The organism is Oceanisphaera sp. (assembly GCF_048268965.1).
GTDB lineage: Bacteria > Pseudomonadota > Gammaproteobacteria > Enterobacterales > Aeromonadaceae > Oceanimonas.
Genome location: NZ_JBLWUK010000025.1, coordinates 1 through 16,014, shown reverse-complemented (window position 1 = coordinate 16,014; position 16,014 = coordinate 1). Strand labels below are relative to the sequence as shown.

14 protein-coding genes are annotated in these 16,014 nt (G+C 55.9%); 4 read left to right on the top strand and 10 right to left on the bottom strand.

Translation table 11 applies throughout. From position 1 onward, the window contains the following. Positions 1-120: 120 nt before the first annotated feature. From ACN0VL_RS11490 to ACN0VL_RS11470, 5 genes are all read right to left on the bottom strand, one after another. Positions 121-900 carry a 3-hydroxybutyrate dehydrogenase gene (locus ACN0VL_RS11490; protein ID WP_417617493.1) on the bottom strand — a complete coding sequence of 260 codons (780 nt, stop codon included), beginning with the start codon at positions 898-900 and terminating at the stop codon, positions 121-123. A 42-nt stretch (positions 901-942) separates the two neighbouring features. After that, positions 943-2,313 (bottom strand): TRAP transporter large permease, encoded by a 1,371-nt coding sequence (locus tag ACN0VL_RS11485; protein ID WP_417617491.1) that lies wholly within the window; start codon positions 2,311-2,313, stop codon positions 943-945. 10 nt (positions 2,314-2,323) lie between these two features. Continuing rightward, positions 2,324-2,959 (bottom strand): TRAP transporter small permease subunit, encoded by a 636-nt coding sequence (locus ACN0VL_RS11480; protein WP_417617489.1) that lies wholly within the window; start codon positions 2,957-2,959, stop codon positions 2,324-2,326. Between the two features lie 73 nt (positions 2,960-3,032). Further along, a complete protein-coding gene (locus tag ACN0VL_RS11475; protein ID WP_417617487.1) occupies positions 3,033-4,115 on the bottom strand; it encodes a TRAP transporter substrate-binding protein in 1,083 nt (360 codons plus the stop codon). A 260-nt stretch (positions 4,116-4,375) separates the two neighbouring features. After that, positions 4,376-5,848, bottom strand: coding sequence for a sigma-54 interaction domain-containing protein (locus tag ACN0VL_RS11470; protein ID WP_417617485.1), 1,473 nt, complete (start codon positions 5,846-5,848; stop codon positions 4,376-4,378). 215 nt (positions 5,849-6,063) lie between these two features. Here ACN0VL_RS11470 and ACN0VL_RS11465 point away from each other — a divergent pair, with 215 nt between their 5' ends. The 3 genes from ACN0VL_RS11465 (at position 6,064) to ACN0VL_RS11455 (ending at position 9,534) form a co-directional block, all read left to right on the top strand. Continuing rightward, positions 6,064-7,206, top strand: a complete 1,143-nt coding sequence (locus tag ACN0VL_RS11465) for an AI-2E family transporter (RefSeq protein WP_417617483.1) — start codon at positions 6,064-6,066, stop codon at positions 7,204-7,206. A gap of 277 nt (positions 7,207-7,483) precedes the next feature. Continuing rightward, complete coding sequence (locus ACN0VL_RS11460; protein WP_417617481.1) at positions 7,484-7,750, top strand: DksA/TraR family C4-type zinc finger protein; 267 nt, start codon at positions 7,484-7,486, stop codon at positions 7,748-7,750. Positions 7,751-8,148: 398 nt separating this feature from the next. Next, positions 8,149-9,534 (top strand): DEAD/DEAH box helicase, encoded by a 1,386-nt coding sequence (locus tag ACN0VL_RS11455; protein WP_417617479.1) that lies wholly within the window; start codon positions 8,149-8,151, stop codon positions 9,532-9,534. 142 nt (positions 9,535-9,676) lie between these two features. Here ACN0VL_RS11455 and ACN0VL_RS11450 read toward each other — a convergent pair whose 3' ends face one another. Genes ACN0VL_RS11450 through ACN0VL_RS11440 form a run of 3 tightly spaced genes read right to left on the bottom strand, consistent with a single transcriptional unit; the run spans position 9,677 to position 12,476 of the window. Further along, positions 9,677-10,981 (bottom strand): TRAP transporter large permease, encoded by a 1,305-nt coding sequence (locus ACN0VL_RS11450; RefSeq protein ID WP_417617477.1) that lies wholly within the window; start codon positions 10,979-10,981, stop codon positions 9,677-9,679. Continuing rightward, positions 10,981-11,490 carry a TRAP transporter small permease subunit gene (locus tag ACN0VL_RS11445; RefSeq protein ID WP_417617475.1) on the bottom strand — a complete coding sequence of 170 codons (510 nt, stop codon included), beginning with the start codon at positions 11,488-11,490 and terminating at the stop codon, positions 10,981-10,983. The genes ACN0VL_RS11450 and ACN0VL_RS11445 overlap by 1 nt, the downstream gene beginning before the upstream one ends. Before the next feature lie 2 nt (positions 11,491-11,492). Further along, a complete protein-coding gene (locus ACN0VL_RS11440; protein WP_417617473.1) occupies positions 11,493-12,476 on the bottom strand; it encodes a TRAP transporter substrate-binding protein in 984 nt (327 codons plus the stop codon). A gap of 332 nt (positions 12,477-12,808) precedes the next feature. Here ACN0VL_RS11440 and ACN0VL_RS11435 point away from each other — a divergent pair, with 332 nt between their 5' ends. Next, entirely contained in the window at positions 12,809-13,666 is an 858-nt protein-coding gene (locus tag ACN0VL_RS11435; RefSeq protein ID WP_417617471.1) for a LysR family transcriptional regulator, read from the top strand. A 114-nt stretch (positions 13,667-13,780) separates the two neighbouring features. Here the strand turns inward: ACN0VL_RS11435 and ACN0VL_RS11430 are convergent, their stop codons facing one another. Further along, positions 13,781-15,244 carry a sodium:solute symporter family protein gene (locus tag ACN0VL_RS11430; protein WP_417617469.1) on the bottom strand — a complete coding sequence of 488 codons (1,464 nt, stop codon included), beginning with the start codon at positions 15,242-15,244 and terminating at the stop codon, positions 13,781-13,783. A gap of 370 nt (positions 15,245-15,614) precedes the next feature. Next, positions 15,615-16,014, bottom strand: a 400-nt coding sequence (locus tag ACN0VL_RS11425; RefSeq protein ID WP_417617467.1) for a M24 family metallopeptidase, incomplete at its 5' end; no start/stop codon positions are given.

The following is a 16,014-nucleotide window of genomic DNA, read 5'->3' as shown; positions in this document are numbered from 1 at the left end:
CCGCCGAGACGGGAGTGCCAGCTAAAGCGGCACACTACAAAACACACCGTTTTTGGTTTCGCTGGGCGCTATCTTTATCTCTTCACTCTTCACTCCTCACCCTTCACTCTTCACCTCACATCACTGCATATGCCAGCCGTGGCTGACCACGACCGACTGTCCGGTGAGGGCCGCCGATGGAAACGCCGCCAGGTGCACTGCAACCTCGGAGACATCGGCCAGGGTGGTGAATTCGCCATCCACGGTATGTTTCAGCATCACGTTGCGAATCACTTCTTCTTCACTGATGCCCAGCTCTTTGGCCTGTTCGGGAATTTGCTTGTCGACCAGAGGCGTACGCACAAAGCCCGGGCAGATAATGTTGCTGCGTACGCCATGCTCTGCCCCCTCTCGGGCCACCGAGCGACACAACCCCAGCATGCCGTGCTTGGCCGTCACATAAGGCGCCTTGAGCGGCGAGGCTTCCATGGAGTGCACCGACCCCATAAACAGCATGGTGCCACCGCCATTTTTATACATCTGCTGCAGAGCGGAACGGGTGACCAGAAAGGCCCCGCCCAGGTGCACATTGAGTACCCGACTCCAGTCGGCAAAGGCCAGCTTGTGCAAGGGGGCTATGTGCTGAATGCCGGCATTGGCCAGCGCAATATCCAGCCGGCCCCAGTGGCGAACCAGCTGGGCAACTCCCTGTTCGACCGCCGCTTCGTCGGTCACGTCCATCTCGAGGGCAATGGCATTGCCGCCCGCCGCCACTATGGCCAGCGCCACTTGTTCGGCTCGGCCCAGGTCGAGATCGGCCACCGCTACTTTGGCACCTTCTTTGGCATAATGCTCGGCAATAGCCCGCCCTATTCCCTGGCCGGCCCCGGTGATCAAGGCCACTTTATCTGCTAGGCGCATCTGTATTTCTCCTTTTCATAACTGAATCATGTACTGGGTCATTTACTGGCCGCCGTAAATTCGTGTGGGCAGCCAGGTAGCCAGCGGCTCATAACAGAACACCAGCACCAGGCCCAGCAGTTGCAGGGCGATAAAGGGCAAGACGCCCAGGTAGATATGGCGGGTGGTGATGCCCGGTGGACACACGCCTTTAATGTAAAACAGGGCAAAACCGACCGGTGGGGTTAAAAACGAGGTTTGCAAACACAAGGCAAACAGCACCGCAAACCAGACCGGCTCCACGCCCAGTGAAAACACTACAGGGGCCACCAGCGGCAAGATAATCAGGGTGATCTCAACCCAGTCGAGGAAAAAGCCCAGCAAAAAGGTGATGAACAAGATGGTGATCAAGATGCCGGAAGTACCAAACGGCAGCCCGGTAATGGCATCGCGGATCACATCGTCACCGCCCAGCCCACGCAATACCGCCGCAAAGACGGTGGCACCAATAAAAATGCCAAAGATAAAGGCCGTGGTTCGGCTGGTTTGATACAAGGATTCTTTTAATACATCCCTGTTCAGGCGCTTGCTCAGCAGGGCCATCAGCAAGGCCCCTGCCGCTCCCACCGCCGAGGCTTCGGTGGTGGTGGCAATCCCCATAAAAATGGAGCCCAGCACGGCGACGATCAACACCATGGGCGGCACCACGGCCCCCACCACATCCAGCCAGGCGCGGGCATCCATGCGCTCGCTGTAAATGGGCGCCGGCGCTGCGTCTTTTTTCCACCAGGCCAACAGCACGATATAAAGCACATACATCAACCCCAGCATCACCCCGGGCAGCAAGGCTCCCATAAACAACTTGCCCACCGAGGCAGCAGGCGTGCCCAGCCGGTCGGCCATTAACACCAGCATGATGCTGGGCGGCACCAGGATCCCCAAGGTACCCACAGAGCAGGCCGTGCCCACCGCCAGACTCTTGCTGTAATTAGCCTGCATCATGGGGCCAAGCGACAACATGCCCAACAAGACCACAGACGCCCCCACTATGCCGGTAGAGGCCGCCAGCAACATGCCCACTATGACCACGGTAATGGCATAACCGCCGCGCAACGGCCCCAGCAGGCGCACCAGGCTGTGCATCAGCTTTTCGGCAATGCCGGAACGGTCGAGCATAATGCCCATGAAGATAAACAGCGGCAGCGCCACCATGAGTTCGTTGGCCACAATGCCAAAGATGCGAGCATCCAGTACGCCTATGGTGCCGTTCCAGGTAAACCAGAGATTGGCATCAAATTGCTCTACCAGTACGTGGCCCACCATGGCGAACAACAACCCGGTTCCCGCCAGCACCCAGGCCACGGGAAAACCCAGCAGCAACAGCCCCATAAAAGAGGCAAACATGGCTATCACCAATAAGGTTTCCAGCTCCATAGCAACCTCTTTAATTTATTTGGGAAGACGCAGACCGACCCGGCTCGGCCGGGGTCCGCAACGCTTTGGGAAAAGCAAACAACAGTGTCATGCAGCGCAAACCACGCGAAAACAGCGCCGTGGCCACCAGCAGCAGGCCGATGGGCAACACACTTTTAAAAATAAAACGATAGGGTAAACCACTGGGTGCCTGAGAGCGTTCGTTATACACATACGCCTTCCAGGCATAGGGCAGAAGCGCATCAACCATCAATATGATAATGGGCAGCGCCAGCAGCACTATGCCCAGCAATTCAATCATGGCCTGAGTGCGCAACGAGAACTTTTCCCGCAGCACATCCACCCGAACGTGGTCGTCTTTTACCACCGCAAACCCCAGGGTCAGCATCATGGCGATGCCAAACAGATGCCAGGACAACTCCTCCAGTGCAATGGAGCCTGCCGACAGTACAAAACGGCTGAACACATTACCCAGCACCACCAGCAATACGGCCAGCCACAGCCAGGAGCTCAGCCGGCCAACGGCCAGCACAAAGGCGTCCAGCCGTTGTGACAGCCAGTTGCTGGGCAGCGATTCTGTTTGGGTGCTGATAGCAGGCGTAGGGGACGGATTAGACGAACCCGGTTGAGTTGGAACGTGAGACATAAAACCTCCAAACAATACCACTGAAATAGCCATTGAAATGGCGGGCACAATAGCCCGCCGCCGTCAGCCTGAATCAGTCGTATTGGTAGAAGTCGCGCGGCAGGTAGCCCTTGCCGTGCCAGATGGAGTGATGTTCCATAAAGTTACGCTGGCTGGTGAGTACCCGCTTGAACATTTCGTCTTCGGCGGCCATGTCATCCATCACCTGATTGGTGACTTTTTCCAGTTCGCGTAACACCGGCTCGGGCAACACCTGAGCGGTCACCCCTTCTTTTTCGTAGTCACGCAGCGCAGTGGGCTGGGCCCATTCGCTTTGGGCAAAGCCCTTCAGGGTAGCTGACTCGCAGCCCATTTCGATGAGCGCGCGGGTTTCCGGTTTCAGTTCCTTCCAGACATCCTGGTTCACCAGCAGATGCGAGGTGGTCAGGGTTTGATGCCAGCCGGGCATGATGTAGTTTTTGACGATCTGATCCAGGCCCAGCATCTTGTCGATGGCGGGTTGAGAGAACTCGGTGGCATCTATGGTATTACGTTCCAGCGCCTGGAATATTTCCGCCCCCGGCACCATGGTGACCGACGCGCCCAGGTTTTCGAGCACCTTGCCGCCAATGCCGGCAAAACGAATACGCAAGCCGTCAAAATCATCCAGGCTGGTAATTTGTTGTTTAAACCAACCGGCGCCTTCCGGACCTATGATGCTGCACAGCATGGGATGAATGTTGCGCTCGGCATAAATTTCTTCCAGCAGGGCCTTGCCATCGCCTTCGTAATACCAGGCCAGATAAGCCGGTGGTTCCATGTTGAAGGGCGCCCCCGAATACAGGGGCAGCGCGGGAATGGTGCCCTGATCGTATCCTACCCAGGTATAGCCGGCGGGATACTTGCCCGAGCTGACGGCATCCATAATTTCAAAGGGGGGCACCAATTCGCCGGGCTCGTAATAACGCAGTTTTATGTCACCACCCGAAATAACCGACAAAGATTCAGACAAGTGCTTGACCGGCGTGGTCAACCCTATCAAGTGAGAAGGAAAAGCCAGGGGAACCTGCCAGCGAACTTTTTCGCTGGCCGCCACAGGGGCACTGATTACCGTGGCACACAGGGCGGCACCCGCCATGGCCCGAGTTAACCTAGACAACTTATGCTTGATGGTCATAGATGTTTCCTTTTGCTTTATGCAGTCCTTTGGCCTCGTCAATCATAATGGCGAGGCACGCTACTCATCTTCACTTGCTGTTGCCAAGTGCTTGCCCATACAAGCTAGCACCAAACATGCCAGTTATGTAAATAACTTGTTAAACAAGGAGTTATGAGTGGGCTCGAGCAGGGTCGCATCGCAGACCGTCCGAGTTACCGGACAACAAAGGAAATAAGGGGTGAACCAGGCATCCTGATTATCGGACACCTGTTCTGATTTCAGGACAGCTTTGACAGCTTGTCGTAAAACACCGAGCGTGACACCCCCAACAACCGAGCTGCCTGACTCCTGTTATTCTGGCATTGTGCCAGGGCCGCGCGAATCGCTTCGGCTTCGGCCTGGGCCAACACCTGCGCCAGCGGGCGAACCGGGGCCGGCTCTGCCGCGCTGTCACTGCCAGCCGGCTCCTTTGGCAAGGCGTCGGCTTCTGCGCCATCGGATTCAACGGCGCCTGGCAAGCTGGCCTCGGGCAATACTCGGTGCAAGGTGGCCACATCCAGTACCTCGGCGCCCTCACTCATGGTAAAGGCGCGCTCCAGCACATTACGCAGTTCGCGCACATTACCCGGCCAGTGATGCCGGCTGAGCAGTGCCACCGCCTCATCGGTAATTTCGGTGCGCGCCTGCCCGCTGCAGATATCTTCCAGCAAAAATTCGCACAATATACCGATATCGGCGGGCCGCTCGCGCAGTGGCGGTATCTGTATTTCCAATACGTTGAGGCGATAGTAAAGATCCGAACGAAAGTGTCCTTCCGCCACCATGGCCGCCAGATCCCGGCTGGTAGCGGCAATCACGCGCACATCCACCGGTATCACCTGATTTGAGCCCAATGGCTCTATTTCTCGCTCTTGCAGCGCGCGCAGCAATTTTGCCTGCAGGCCCAGTGGCATGTCTCCCACTTCATCCAAAAACAGGGTGCCCCCCTGAGCGCGTTGAAACTTTCCCTCGCGCATCCGTTTGTCGGCCCCGGTAAAGGCGCCGGGGGCCACGCCAAAAAACTCGGCCTCCAGCAGGCTTTCGGGAATCGCCGCCACGTTCACCCCCACGAAGGGCCCTTCCATACGGGCAGATAACGCATGAAGCGACTGCGCCAGCACCTCTTTACCGGTGCCGGTTTCACCTAACAGCAACACCGGAATATCTCGCCCCGCCGCCAACCGGGTACGACGCTTCACCTCCAGTACGGCCGGGCTGGCGCCAATAAAATCACCGAGTTGATAGCGGGTGCCGCGTCCGGTTTTGGCCAGGGCGCGCTTGGCGGCCAGCAGGTCTTTATGCAAACGGCGATACTTGCTGACCAGGGGCGTGAGCGGCTGCAAGTCATCAAATAACACAAAGGCGACCGCGCCACTGATCTCTCCCTCATCGTTGTAAAAAGGCAACCGGGTGACCACCAGCTGCTGGGTGTGATATTCCATAATATCCAGCAACATGGGGCGGCCCGAGTCGACCACCTCGGGCATACGGCTATGAGGGATCACACTCAATACCGGGCGCCCGACCACGCCATGGGTGTCGGCCAGCCCCAGCAACTTGGCATAACGGCTGTTAATCCAGGTAATACAGCTGTGCTTGTCGACCGCAATCGCGCCGGCACTTGCCTGCTCGAACATGGGAAAGACAATTTCAATCAACTCTCTGGTCAGGCCCCGAACCGAGCCTGAGTGTGATGCAAATGGTGTCGCCATTCTGATGCCTCCTTGGCACGCTATACTGGGATGTTAGCCAAAAGCCGCCCTCGATTCGAGTGAATACTCCATGGTGCCTGCCACAATGTTGCGGACAAAGCCCGTGCCGGTCATGATCACAACCGCTTTCGTCGTTCGGCCGAGCCAGGCAGCCTCTGCTGCGCATCGGCCAAAACACGATTACACTGATAAAATCCACAGCCTGGACGTAATACATGACAGAACATCAGGACGCTTCCTATAGCCGCAGAGAAACGGATCAGCAGCCGCCTCTGATCGATGCCTTTAACGCCCGCAATGCCTCGCTCATCATATTGGCGTCACTGGCCGGCATTTTCTTTATCGACTGGGCACAGTCGGTATTGCTGCCGCTGATTGTGGCGGTGTTCATCAGCTATGCCCTGGACCCCTTGCTCTCGCCGTTCGACAAAATCAGCATTCCTCGCCCTCTCAGTGCAGCCGTGTTGCTTGTGGCCCTGCTCGCCATCATGGTCAGTGCCAGTATTCCCCTGCAACGGGAAGCCATTGCCATGCTCGACAAGGTACCGGTGGCCATCAGCAAGTTTCAGCGTACTGCCGCCCGCTCGCCACCTGCAGAAGCCGGATTGATAGAAAAAGCACAAGAGGCTGCCAAGCAAATTGAAGACAGCACCAGCGAGAAAAAAGTCCGCACACCGGGCGTGACCATGGTGCGTATTGTCGAAAAGCCGTTTAACGTGCAGGAGTATCTAATGGGGGGTGCCTCGGCGGCGCTGGTCATGGTGTCGCAAAGCCTGTCTGCGCTGTTGCTGGTGTACTTTTTGCTGGCGGTAGGCAAGTTGTATCGGCGCAAGGTAATCCGTATTTCGGGGCCTTCGTTTGAGCGCATGCGCAAGGCCGCTCATATCATGGAAGACTTTCACCATCAGGTGCGGCGTTTTTTGTTCGTCATGCTGCTCAGCGCCGTGTTTGTGGGGGGTATTACCTGGCTGGCCTTCTGGTATCTGGGGGTAGAGCAGGCCGGTTTGTGGGGCCTGCTGGCCGGTATCGCCAGTGGTATTCCTTATCTGGGCCCGATACTGATCTTCTTTGGCACCGGCATGGCGGCTTTTTTGCAGTTTGGCACCCTGGACATGGCCCTGATGATTGCGGGCACCTCTTTGGTGATCACCAGCATTCAAGGCAACCTGCTTACCCCCTGGCTCACCAGTCATCTGTCGAGCCTGAACCCGGTCGCCATCTTCGTCGGTCTGTTATTCTGGGGGTGGATCTGGGGCCCGGTGGGGCTGATTATTGCCACCCCGCTGCTGATGGTCACCAAGTCACTGTGCGATCACGTGACCAACCTGAGACCCCTGGGTGAGCTGTTGGGTAAGTAAGTATCTGTTAGGGTGAAGAGTGAAGAGACGAGATAGCATCAAGCCTGAAACCCTATTTGCCACGGAATCCACAGCAACCACGGACGAAGAGCGATAATCAAAAGCATATTTTTTGTAAGGTCTTACCCGCTGCCGTGCCGTTCAATGTTCGTTTTGACCTTAATCTTGATTTTTCCGTGCATTCCGTGTTCTTCCGTGGCAAAAATGTCTTGGATGTTTTAAGAGCAATTTACAACAAGGTTTACATTCCTTTGTGGTATGACAGGAGGATATCATTATGGCCGGTGGTTGGTCACGAGACGGAGCCGTACAGGATCAGATTGATGCCAGTGTGGAAGATGCGGTAAAAGATGCCAGAAGCCATCTTAATACGGGCGACAGCCTGAGCCATTGCGAAGAGTGCGATGCCTCTATTCCCGACGCTCGCCGCAAGGCCATTCCGGGAGTGCGTTTGTGCATCGAATGCCAGTCCAAACTGGAAAAACAACGTAAAGGCACCGAGGGCATCAACCGGCGCGCCAGTAAAGACAGCCAGCTGAGGTAAAGGTAGCCTCGTCTGCAAAGACCAAAGACACTGGCCCCCCGTCCCCGCCTACGCGAGGATGACGTTCCTTCGCGAGGATGACGTCCCTACGCGAGGATGACGTCCCTTCGCGAGGGTGACGACTTACGTATGATACTCCCGCGAACTTACTGCCGTCTTTCCCGCGAAGGCGGGAACCCAGGGCATATAGCACCGAACTGTCAGCCTTCGGATCGTCTGCAAAGACACTGGCCCCTGGCCAATCGGCTCAAGAGGGCTCTATATTGGTGCAGGATAGTTGCGGTTTTTCCGCTCGGCTGCGCCGGGCAATACATGCGGGCAAAACTCTTATACAATAGCCGCTGTTTTCTTCTTCATTTGGTTTATCTTACTTTTTTGTATTCAATCGGAGCAGTACTTTGGCGCAACAACCCGAACAGTTTAAAGATCTTGGTCTGGACACCCGTCTGCTGGCCGCCCTGGATCACCTGGGATTACACACCCCCACCGAGATCCAGGACCAAGCCATTCCCGTGATATTGACTGGCCACGATCTCATAGCATCATCCAAAACCGGATCGGGCAAAACCCTGGCTTTTTTGCTGCCGTCACTGCAACGATTAATTAAAACCAAGGCTCTGAGCAAGCGCGACCCGCGGGCACTGATACTGGCGCCTACCCGAGAGCTGGCCAAGCAGGTGTATGAGCAGCTACGCTCGCTGACCAGTGGCAGCTCCATCAACATAGCGCTGCTGCTGGGTGGAGAAAACTTCAACGATCAGATCAAGCTGCTGCGCAGACAACCACACGTCATAGTGGCCACTCCTGGTCGACTGGCCAACCACCTGAATGCGCGCTCATTAATGCTCAACGGCCTGGAGCTGTTGATCATGGATGAAGCCGACCGCATGCTGGATTTGGGTTTTGCCAAAGAGCTTAACCAGATTAACGATGCCGCCGATCACCGCCGCCGCCAGACCCTGATGTTTTCGGCCACCCTCGATCATGCCGAAGTCAACGACATGGCCGATAAACTGCTGAAAGCCCCGAAACGCATCGCCGTGGGGGCCGCCAACGCCGAGCACGCAGATATTGAAAAACGCTTTTACCTGTGTGACCACCTGGATCACAAACAGGCGCTGCTGCAGCACATTCTGACCAGCGAAAGCTATCAGCAGGCGATTATCTTTACCGCAACCCGGCCCGATACCGAACGTCTGGCAGCCTTGCTGAAAGAACAAGGGCTGACCACGGCGGCACTCAGTGGCGACATGAGCCAGTCGGAGCGTAACCGCATTATGGACAGCTTCAGTCGCGGCCAGCAAAAAGTGCTGATCACCACGGATGTGGCCTCCCGCGGTCTGGACTTGTTGCAGGTGTCGCTGGTGGTCAACTTCGACATGCCCAAACAGGCCGAAGAATACGTGCACCGCATCGGCCGCACCGGCCGTGCCGGCGCCAAGGGCACCGCCATGTCGCTGGTGGGCCCCAAAGACTGGGACGCCTTCAAACGGGTCGAACGCTTCCTGCAGCAGGATATTAGCTTCGCGACCATCGAAGGCCTGGAAGGCAAGTTCAAGGGTGTGAAACCCGCAGCCAGAAAGTCCGGCCCCAAGGGAGCCAACAAGCCCGCCGCCAGAGGCAACGGTTACAAGGGCAAAGGTGGTCCCAACGCCTATCAGCCAGCCAAGAAGCCGGTCAAGGCACAGAAAGATCGCAGCGACCGCCTGCCGACCGGCACCGGTCTGGGCTCCGCCGACGGCATGGCACCACTGAAGCGTAAAAAGCCGACCAGCAACGACTGATCCCGCTTGCAACCCAACCGATTGCGGTAACAAAAGGCCGTAGCGCACCAGCGCCCCGGCCTTTATCTCACGTATTCCTCACTCCTTTCTTTCCTCCCACTTCCCCCTCACACCTTTATCATGGCCTTGCTGTCCCCTTGACTCAGCCTGACAGGTATTGTGGTAGCCACAACACAATTTCAGGATAAATGCTGACCATGACAGCTGCCAAACACATCAATACAAAGAAGGGGATGGCTGAGTAGGCAACGCGGCCGATACTTTCGCCGGTCAGGCCTTGCAATACAAACAGGTTAAAGCCAACCGGTGGCGTGATCTGGCCAAGCTCCACCATGATGACCAGGAACACACCAAACCAGATAGGATCGAAGCCAGCCTGGATGACGATGGGCAGGGTAATCGGAAGGCTCATTACTGTGATGGAAATACCATCCAGGAACAGACCCAGCATCACGTAAAAGAACGCTAACGCTACCAAGAGCAGTACGGGGGATAATTCTAGGCTGGCAATATAGCCGGCCAGCTCCCGAGGCAGGTGCAAATAGCCCATGGCAGTGGAAAGCAGAGCGGCTGCAACGAGGATGCTGCACACCATGGTGGAATTGAGCACAGTAGTAGCAAGCGACTCTTTGAACAAAGACCAGCTCAGTTGCCGCTCTACCGCCAGCAGTACCAGGGTAGCGGCAACACCGACCGCCGCTGCCTCAGAGGGTGTGGCAATTCCCGAGTAGATGGAGCCCATCACCAGCAGGATCAGTATGATAACCGGGGCCAGCAACGTGAGGCTTGATAATATAGACACGCCGGAAGTCTGCTGGCACGGAGCTTTCTCCGGCCTCCGCAAGGCGACGGTGGCGATATAGCCCGAGTACAAGAAAGCGATCAGCAGGCCCGGGATCACCCCGGCCATAAACAACTGGCTGATCGATACCTCGGCCTGTACGCCGTAGACTATCATCACGATGGAGGGCGGGATAAGCAACCCTAAGCTGCCAGCGCCCGCCAATGAGCCAATAGACAGGTTGCGATCGTAGCCCCGTCGAGACAGTTCGTTAGTGGTTATTTTTCCGATGGTGGCAGTGGTGGCGGCGCTGGAGCCGCTGACGGCGGCAAAGATGGCACACCCGAATACATTGGTATGCAGTATGCCGCCGGGCACCTTCTGTGCCCAGGGCTCCAGCCCTCGGAACAGCCGCTCTGAAATATTCGAGCGGAAAATCAGTTCGCCCATCAAAATAAACAAGGGAATCGCCGACAGCTCCCAAGAATTGCCGGCACGAAACAGAATACGACTTAAAATCACCCCAGCGCGATCCAGATCAAGACCACCCAGCCAGACCAATGATCCCAGCGCAACCGCCACTAGGCCGGCGAAGACCCAAGTGCCCAGGCTCAGCACCAGAAAAATAAGGCCGATCACTCCGGCCGCTATCAATACAATTTCCATCAGTGAGCCCTTTTGTCAGTGCCCGGTACTTGGCCGGCGGCCAGATTCAGTGCTCGGGCAAGCAGCGTCAAGCAGAGCAGTAGCATTCCCAGTAACACCATGCTTTCAGGCAGCCACAACGGGGTTTCGGCCAGGGTTACACTGACAGTACCGCGTTGATAGCTACGCCACACATTGTGGCCCCAATACCAGGCGAGAGTGACAAAGGAAAACAGTGCCAGCAGAGTTGCCGCCAAATCAGGTAGCCAGTGCAGCCGCTCGGGTAACCTGTCCAGCAGCACATTGACCCGGATTAGTGCCCCCCGCTCCAACGAATACCCCAACCCCAGAAAGGTCAGAGTAGCTACCGCATAGCCTACAAATTCGTCGAGAACGAAGGTGGAGGCGCCAAACTGGCGCATACCGATTTCCAGCAGAATATGACCCGCTATGTAGAGGATCAGTCCCATGGCAAGCAGTCCTGCCAACTGATTGAGCTTGCGGCTTACTAAGCAAAAAAAGCGCACCATTCTCAGCCTTCCTGCCTGAATCGGGTCAAGATTTCCTGACCGCGCTCGCCGGTTTCCTCCATCCATCTTTCGATGGCTTTTTCTGCGGCCTGATTCAGTTCTCTAGTGAATTCTTCAGGCAACTGCTGTTTGATGCTCACACCTTGCTGGACTAGCTGCTGATAGTTTTTGACCACCCTAGCGCGGACTTCCTGCCAGTTATGTTCATCGGTCAGCCTGGCCGCATCCAGAATAGCCTCTTGCTGGGCTTCATCGAGTCCGTCGAATTCATCCTTGTTCATATGCACCATATTGAGCGGAATGGCATACTGGATGGCGCTATAGTGATTGAGGTGTTCCCAAAAGCTGGCATTAGCGCCGGCTTCGGCCGAAGTCAGTACGGCTTCAATACCGCCGGTCGATAACTGGGGCACCACATCGGCCCAAGACAGGTTCACCGGCGAGGCGCCGGCTTCCCGCAGGGTTATAGTGCCGTTCTTGTCATAGGTACGGATTTTCAGGTTTTTAATATGATCTTTTGAAGCCACTTCCTGTTTCGCCCAGATGCCGCTGGCAGGCCAAGGAGAGGCATACAGCAACACCTGATTGTTATCAGTGAACACTTTTTCATAGTGTGGTCGTGCTATCCGATAGAGCTTTTCTGCCTGATCTTCATTACTTGCCAGAAAAGGCAAGGACGATAGGGAAAAAATTGGATCTATTCCTCCCAGAGTACCGGCCAGGGTGTCGGCTATCTGGATGGCATTGTCCGCTACCGCATAGAAGTGATCAGCCGACTTGAAACCAAGGGCACCACCTGTGTGCAGGGTGATATTCACCTCTTTATTCGTCAGCTCGTTGACCTTGTCGATGAAGTAACTGTCACCTTCGGCGTGTATCGAGCTGTAATTATATTCGTTGGAGAAGTCCATTCTGGTTTCAGCCAGGGTGTGGATGGGCATCAGTGCTGAAAGTGCCAGGGCAAGGGCCGAAAGTGAATTTCTCATATATAAACATCCCCCAGGAGTAAAGTGCGTCAACTCGAGTATGATGGGGCAAGAGAGCTGAGATGGTCTCATTTGCGACGCCTTTGTACTCGATAACGGCCTCCTGACCTTGCACATTTATCCTAGTGAGGAAACCGACAGCCAAGAAACCCGCTCTCAAGGGCTCGGCAGCTGCAGCCAAAGGGAACAACTTATCCTGCCCGTGACGCATCCTGGATCTCTACCAGCCAAAAACTCGACTAACTTCGTCTGTTTTTCTTATTCGGGGCTTTCATTTATTAATTTAATGTTAATATTGTGTCCATTCGTTTATACAATGATGAGATTTCAGGATGAAGAATCTGCCCACGGATCTGCTGCGCACGTTTGTCACCATTAATCAGCTGGGGGGCTTTACCCCGGCCGGTGAACGCCTGGGCCGCTCGCAACCGGCGATCAGTCTGCAAGTAAAGCGGCTGGAAGAACTACTCGGCATTCAGCTGTTTCATCGCAGCAGTGGCCTGCAATTGACCGAAGGGGGCCAGCTGTTGTTGAGTTATGCGCAAAAAATGCTGGACTTGAATGATACCGTGGTGTCACGACTGAGCACGCCCAAGGTCACCGGCTCGGTGCGCCTGGGGATCCCCAACGATTTTGAAGTGTCTTTTCTCGCGACCACGCTCGGGCGCTTTTCTCAGGCCTACCCGAATGTCACGCTGGATGTCAGCAGTGACATCAGCAGCAACCTGTTGCAAGACTACAACAAGGGCCACTACGATCTGGTGATGGCAATAGAAGAAAGCAGCCTGACCCAACCTCGGCTTGTCGACTACATTCTGGAGCCGCTGGTCTGGGTGCGCAGCCCCAGCCTGACGCTGCCCCCCGACGAGCCACTGCCCCTTATTCTCTACCCCAAGGGGTGCTTGTATCGCAAGACGATTCTTGATGCCCTGTCCAAAGCCAACCAGCCCTGGCGCATTGTGTACAGCAGCGCCAGCCTGCTGGGGATCCAGTCTGCCATCAAGGCGGGTCTGGGAGTTAGTGTACTGGCTAAAAGTACGGTACCAGAGGGGTTGCAAGCCTCCGTGACCTATCCGCCCTGCCCCACACTTGGCAGCGTCTCGGTGGGCTTTTGTTACAACAACAACGGCCTTACTTCAGCCACTCGCATGCTGCTCGACTACCTCAAGCACGGCCTCCACGCACTCTGATGTTCACCAGCCCGGAACACCCTCGGGAATGACGATTGTCGGCACACATAAAAAAAGCCCGGAATATCCGGGCTTTTTATGCAACTGCTTCATTAAACAAGCAAGGTTATGTTATCAGTAGCTCCGCGCCATGGCGGCAGCGCCTGATTTTTTCGTCAGCAGGCTGACGGTGACATAAACCACACTGGAAGCCGCACAACCGTACAGCGGTCCTTCTACCCAGCCCACATCGGTAAACAGCAGGAAGCTGCCACTGGTGACCAGGCCGGTAAACATGGCGGCCAGCGCACCGTAGGCATTGCCCTGCCAGAAGGAAGAGATAAACACGGGGCCTATCATCACTGCCAACAGGGTGCCGGAGCCAAGAATACCCAACCAGGACAACATGAAGGGCGGTGCAAACAGCATCATCAGGAAGCCGACGATACCAAGTATGGCCACCCAGCTGCGGTTGACCCACAGGATACGCTGGTTGCTGGCGTTACTGTTGGGGAACAGTGCAGTACGCAGGTCATGAGACGCGGCGCTCGATACCGTATGCAGCAGCGAGTTGGCGGTGGACTTCATGGCAAACAGGATGAACAGGGTGATAATCCCTGCCAGCGCCGGATGCAGGAAGGTCGCCAGGTAGGCCGGCATGGCCTGATCCGAGTCAGCCAGTTCGGGATGAGCAATACGCACATACAGACCGATAATCGGCACCAGGCTCAACAAGCAGCCCAGAGGTGCAACCCAAATGGCTACATGATGCATCTTCACCGACGGTTTGAACGCCAGGAAACGCACCGCCATATAAGGCAACACAGCAGTAAACAGGAAAGCATAGGGCAATACCAGGAACACCGAGCTCTTGCTCTCGCCGTAAGGCGCCGCCGTAGACGGGTTGAGCAGCTCAGGGTCCACTGCGTTCAGCCGTTCCACGAACTCGCTCAGGTTAACGTCGGTAAAAATCTGCACCATCATCACCACGGCGCCAACGCACATGCCCACCACCATCAGGGTATCGGTCCAGGCGACGGCAGCCAGACCACCCAGCATGGTATAGAGGATGATGACCCCTATCATCAGGATGGCGCTTTCCGTCAGGCTGATGCCCAGCCAGGAAGCTCCCAGCAGACCCACCGCCTTGATCTGGCTGGTCAGGAACACCAGCAGCAGCACTATGGTGATGGCTGCAGCAACGCCCTTGACCCAACGCTCTATGCCGGTGCCGCCACCGTGCACCTGAGACACATACTCGGGTATGGTACAGCTGCCCAGCTCTTCGGCACGCTTGCGCAGAAAGTGAGCAAAGTACAGTACCGCAATCACCATGGCCGGGGCAAAGAAGAAATTACCCAGCACTTCTATCGAACCAAACTCGTAAGCCACCCCGGGGGAACCCATGAAGCCCCAACCGCTGAAGCCGGTAGCCACTATGGTACCCGCGCCCACGAAAGGCCCCAGGCTGCGTCCTGCCACCAGAAAGCCGGCGGCGTCGCTGTCTTTGATTGCCCTGCTCGACAGATAGCCGATCAGGATCAAAATACCAAAAGACCCCAACAGCAAAGACCAGTTTAAAAATTGATAATTTTCCATCACAAATTCCCTTTAACTCAGATTTGTCCGAACCAGCAGCCCGGGTCAGCGACCACGGCCACCTTTGTAAATAAACTCCCGATAGCCGTAAGCCAGTAAGGACCAGGCAAGAATGCCAACATTCAAATAGACGAACCATTCCATGGTCCAGGATTGAGACAACATAATTTCTACCTCTTCTTGAGCCGCGTATTGCTACGCCGGTTACATATTCCCTGATTCCACCGATTTGCACCGGCCTCACCAGAAGTAGTTTGGCAATAATCAGTCTCTTTATTACCAATATGGGGGGGTATTACGATGTGAAGATGTCAATGATAGTGCGTCTGATACAGCAGGGGCCCGCCTGAACCGGCGAGCCCCAAATCAATTAGCCCTTGATGATATTGTGCTCGGGACCAAACGGGAAGCGGGTGATGTTTTCCACACCGCTTTCGCTGATGACGAGAATGTCGTGTTCACGATAACCACCGGCACCTGGCAGGCCCTCTGGCAGCATGATCATCGGCTCCATGGATACCACCATGCCCGGCTCCAGTACGGTTTCGATATCTTCACGCAGTTCCAGACCGGCTTCACGGCCGTAGTAGTGGCTCAGGGTACCGAACGAGTGACCGTAGCCGAAGGTGCGGTATTTCAGTGCATCCTGCTCGGCGAAGATTTCGTTCAGCTCGTGGGCGATATCACAGCAGCGGGTACCGGCTTTAATCAGCTCGATGCCGCGGCGGTGAACTTTACAGTTCAGCTCCCACAACTCCAGGTGACGGTCG